We start from the raw sequence: 4,317 nt of genomic DNA on the forward strand, positions 1-4,317 counted from the left end.
GCGGCGACCTCGGCGGTGCAGCAGCCGAGCGCGCAGACCGCGCCCGGGACTCTCGTGGGGGCGGTCATGCTGCCACCAACCCGAGATGCGCCAGCGCCTCCGAACCGAGCCACTCCGTGTACGCCGGCGGAATTGCCTGATTGAGCTCATGCTCGGTGCGCATCCAGTCGATGCCCATGATCTGCGCACGCACGCTGAGCGCCGGGGTGTAGCCGCCACGCCGCGGCCCATCCCGATGCTCGGGCTTGCGGTTGCGACTACCGCCGTAGACCCCGGCGATCGGCGTCGCGTCGTGCGCGCACGGTGTGGGCGCGAGCGCCACCGGGAACGACGTCTCGAAGAGGCGGTGACGCTGCAATTGCAGCTCCACGCCATCCACGTCTGGCGCCCGGAGTCCGAACATGGTGGCGCAGAGCAGGACCGGGTCTAGCAGGGGCGCGCGCTCGACGTTCTCGATGATGTAAGGCAACCCCGACTCGATAAGCAGCGGTCGCGTGGGCGTGAGTAGGTCGACGTGCTCCTTGCTGTGCGCGTTCGCGCTCGCACTGAACAACTGGCAGGGCGGTGACGCGTGCCAGATGGTGAAGTCTCCACGCGTCAGCGCGACGGTTGATCCATCCGGTCGGGTGAACTCGACGGCGCCGCCAGCGAGCAGGCGAGCGAGCACGTCGAGCACGTCGCCCTGGTGGAACGGGAACGGGTAGTGGGGCTGAGACTCGATGTCGACGCCGAACACCTCGAATCCGGCGCGGTGGTAACCCATGCCGGCGCCGCCGGCACAGCAGAACAGGTCGAGGAGCTTCGGTGCGCTCACGCCGCCACCCCTTCCGGCTCTGGCGCGACGGGCGGTTCTTCCGACCATCCGCCCTCGTCATCGAGGTACACCAGGCGACCACCCGCCATGTAGAGACGGACGGGCACAAGCGCCGGATCCTCCCACGAGTTGACGGCGAACCCGTCCTCCCGGGCGAGGTCCGGGTGGTGGTGCGCCCAACCATGGCATCCGGTCGTCCCAGATCCACACATGAGGAGGCCGTTCGATACCTCGTCGCCACCGCCGCGGGACTTGTACTTCCGGTGGTGACGGGAACCGTTCTCCCAGATGACCTTGCCGCAGCGTGCGCAACGCTGCTCCTCGCGGCGGTCGATCTTGATGTTCCGCTCGCGGAGGGCGGCGCCGGAGTAGGCGATGGCGGGACGGTTGATCATGATGCGTCCTCCCATCCAGGGAACAGTCCGACATGCAGCGGCTTCCGCACCCGGGCGAGGATCAACGGCAGGTGCGCCTCTTCGAGCTCGATCAGGTCGACCTCCATGCCCTCGAGCAGTGCCGCCTCCCCCGTCGTGCCGGACCCGGCGTACAGGTCGAGGACGCGGCCACCGGGGCGGGTCACGAGACGCACGAGCCACCGGATCAGATCAAGCGGCTTCACCGTCGCGTGCACCGTTCCGTCGACGTTGGGGCGCTCCGAGCTGGGGGCCTTCGCCTCGTAGCGGAACGTCGGGAAGAAGCGGGAGGCGCCGCCCCCGCCCCCGTACGTCTGATCCGGGCCTTGAGTGACCATGCCTGCCCCGATACTCGTTGCGCGCCCCTCGGCAGCCTTGCCGTTACCCAAGGTGTTCCTACGGACAGCGACACCGTCTCTCATGTACCCGCTCTGACGATCGAGCGCATCAGCCTGCGATCCGTCGAGTACGACGTTCGCCGGCCAGCGACCCTTGCTCGGGTCGAACATCTCGCCGTTGCGACCGTCGCTCCCGCCGACGGTGTAGTTCTCGCGCGCGATCTTCGGTTGCGGCACTCGCGCCTGATCCATGTCGGCTTCGCTCACATAGCCGACTCGCGTCGCGTCGATGTTGAGCGCCCCGGTGCCGTGGGCGAGCACGTTCGCCGCGACGGTGCCGCGGAACGGCTTCCGCGCGACGACGATCGGCTCGAAGGCGGGCTTGAGTGCCGTGCCCCACCCATCCCACGCCTTCGCCTCATCGGGCAGGTCGACCTCGACGACGCTCGCGCCGTTCATCTTCGACCCGCCGCCGTTGTCGTAGTTCACTCGACCACGTCCGCTCGGCTCGTACGCGTCGCCCATGTTGAGCCGGCGGATGTCCTCGGGGCGTCCGGTGCCGCTCGCGATCGCCTTGGCGACGTTCATCGACTTCGGAAACCCGGATCCGTACATCCATGCGATCGAGTCGCGGACCTCGAACCCGGCGTCCTCGATCGCGACGGCGACACGGTGCCAGGTGCGGGATCCGCCGAAGGCGAGCAGGTGCCCGCCGGGCTTGAGCACGCGCAGGCACTCGCGCCACACATCGACGTCGTACGCGATGCCGGAGGAGTCCCACCCCTTACCCATGAAACCGAGCTCGTAGGGAGGGTCTGTGACGATCGAGTCGAACGTGCCGTCCGCGAACGTCGGCAGGATGTCCATGTTCGGGCCGTGCCAGAGGCGGAGTCCGGCGTCCTCGTAGTGGAGGCTCATGCGGTCACGACCTTTTCCGACAGAGGCTCGATGACGACGAGGGCCCCGGTCCACGACCCGAGCGGCGCGACACGCATGCCGAGGGTGGCGGCAACGTTCACCTCGAGGCGGGCCCCGCCCGACCTCTCCCAGCCGTTGAGCAGCGCTACGCCGTCGCAGCGGATGAGCTGCGCCAGGCCGGCGCGGAGCCACCCGTGGTAGTCGTCGGGCGCCCGGAACGCCGGGTAGTTGAACTCGGGCAGGCCGGTCATCGGCCCCGCGATGTACAGGCGGGTCATCGGTTCACCCCGTACTGTGCCGCGATGGCACGGTTGATGTTGAGCATCGAGTAGACCTTCGTGCGCAGCGCCTGCTCGGTCTTCTCGGCGAAGTGGTATTCGGCCTTCGTGTTGTGCCAGGTCTCGAGCTCGGCGAGGGAGTCCACCTCGGCTTGGGCGCGGGCGAACGTCGCGGGGACACCTGACTTGCCGTAGCCGGCGAGGTGCTCGTTCTTCTTCCGCGAGTAGGCGCGCTCGGCGGCGTACCGGCGGTCGTTGATCTCGAGCATGACGTCGGGCATCTCTTCGAGCAGGCCGACGGCTTCGCGGATGAACCGCTCCATCTCGGCCGGGTTCGTCGGCTCGAAGGTGAGCAGCTCGGCGCCGCGCTTGATCGCGAAACCCTTCTCCTGCACCTCTCCGGTGTTCTGGTCGACGGTCACGGCTTGGCCTGCTCTCGGGTGGCGCGGCGGACCGCGCGGGCGACGGGGCGGCCGTGGCTCTCGGCGTCGCTCACGGCGGCGGCGAGGGCTGCGGAGATCTCCGGGTTGCGGGGGCGGTGCTTCGCGGGCACCTTCGGGCGGGGCGCGGTCGCGGGGCGCAGCTCCACGGTGGGCGGGTGCGGTGTCGGCGCGGCGGGCGCGGGGTCGTGCGGTGCCCACGCGTCCTGCGGGACGACGACGCCATTGGAGGTCAGTTCGGCGAGGCGCGCGTTGTAGGCGACTTCGCGAGCCGCGGTGCGAGCGCGGGCGGTGCGCGCGTCGGACCATACGCCCTTGAGCTCGTCGACCGTGTCGGCGGTGGCGATCTCGAGATCCCAGTTGCGGGGCTCCGACTCCACGGCCGGCGCGGCGTCGCGCGCCTCGGGGAGGTCATCCGGTTCGCGGCGGTCGCGCAGCGCCTCACGGAACGCGGCCTTGAGAGCGCGGCGCGCGGTGAATGCTCCGAACAGGACGCGGGGCCGGTCGGTCCAGACCTTCTGCCAGTCCGGGTTCTCGGCGGGGAATGCCTCATCCCAGAGGACAACCTCCTCGGCGGGGTAGTCCACGCCCTTACGGTGCACGCGGGAGCGGGCGGCGAGCGGGTGCGGGCGGCCTTCCGACTTCACCCAGACGGGCGACCAGTGGATGCCGTCGTCGGTGAACTCGGTCGCCTCGCGACCGTTCCACTCCCCCGACTCCTGGACGATGCGCTCATAGTCGGCGAGAGTCTTCGCGACATCCTCATCGGATGCGATGGGCTGCGGCTCGGTCATGCTGCACCTGCCGTCTGAACGGGTGCGGACTCGACGTGCTCGCCGCCCTGCCACTCGGCCGCACCATCGATCAGGATGTTGGGCTGAAGCAGCGCGCGAGCGGTGCCAGCGACGTTGTTGACGAGCATCGGAGAGTGCTTCTTCTCGCCCGGCTTCGGGACGGTGAAGACGAGGGGCTCGCCCTTGTATCCGACGAGGTGCTGCATGCTCGCGAGGTAGCGAGGGTCGAGCCCGACCATGTCGACCGGCTCCTTCTCCGCGTCGGTCGCGGCAGGCTTGAACAGGCGGTGGACGGGCGGGAAGTTGCCGCGCACGGCGTCGG

7 protein-coding genes are annotated in these 4,317 nt (G+C 69.3%); all 7 read right to left on the minus strand.

Annotated features, from left to right (window positions below; all coding sequences use genetic code 11):
- Window positions 1-64 precede the first annotated feature (64 nt).
- A complete protein-coding gene (locus LL239_RS17295; protein WP_228164569.1) occupies window positions 65-814 on the minus strand; it encodes a hypothetical protein in 750 nt (249 codons plus the stop codon).
- Window positions 811-1,209, minus strand: coding sequence for an HNH endonuclease (locus tag LL239_RS17300; protein WP_228164570.1), 399 nt, complete (start codon window positions 1,207-1,209; stop codon window positions 811-813). Before LL239_RS17300 ends, LL239_RS17295 begins: the two co-directional genes overlap by 4 nt.
- Window positions 1,206-2,483 carry a DNA methyltransferase gene (locus LL239_RS17305; protein WP_228164571.1) on the minus strand — a complete coding sequence of 426 codons (1,278 nt, stop codon included), beginning with the start codon at window positions 2,481-2,483 and terminating at the stop codon, window positions 1,206-1,208. The genes LL239_RS17300 and LL239_RS17305 overlap by 4 nt, the downstream gene beginning before the upstream one ends.
- Window positions 2,480-2,761 (minus strand): DUF4406 domain-containing protein, encoded by a 282-nt coding sequence (locus LL239_RS17310; protein ID WP_228164572.1) that lies wholly within the window; start codon window positions 2,759-2,761, stop codon window positions 2,480-2,482. Before LL239_RS17310 ends, LL239_RS17305 begins: the two co-directional genes overlap by 4 nt.
- Complete coding sequence (locus LL239_RS17315; protein ID WP_228164573.1) at window positions 2,758-3,183, minus strand: hypothetical protein; 426 nt, start codon at window positions 3,181-3,183, stop codon at window positions 2,758-2,760. Before LL239_RS17315 ends, LL239_RS17310 begins: the two co-directional genes overlap by 4 nt.
- Complete coding sequence (locus LL239_RS17320) at window positions 3,180-3,995, minus strand: hypothetical protein (RefSeq protein WP_228164574.1); 816 nt, start codon at window positions 3,993-3,995, stop codon at window positions 3,180-3,182. Before LL239_RS17320 ends, LL239_RS17315 begins: the two co-directional genes overlap by 4 nt.
- On the minus strand, window positions 3,992-4,317 hold a 326-nt coding region (locus tag LL239_RS17325), incomplete at its 5' end, for a hypothetical protein (RefSeq protein ID WP_228164575.1). The genes LL239_RS17320 and LL239_RS17325, both read right to left, overlap by 4 nt.

The sequence above is a fragment of the Microbacterium testaceum genome (assembly GCF_020781835.1).
Classification (GTDB): Bacteria; Actinomycetota; Actinomycetes; order Actinomycetales; family Microbacteriaceae; genus Microbacterium; species Microbacterium testaceum_H.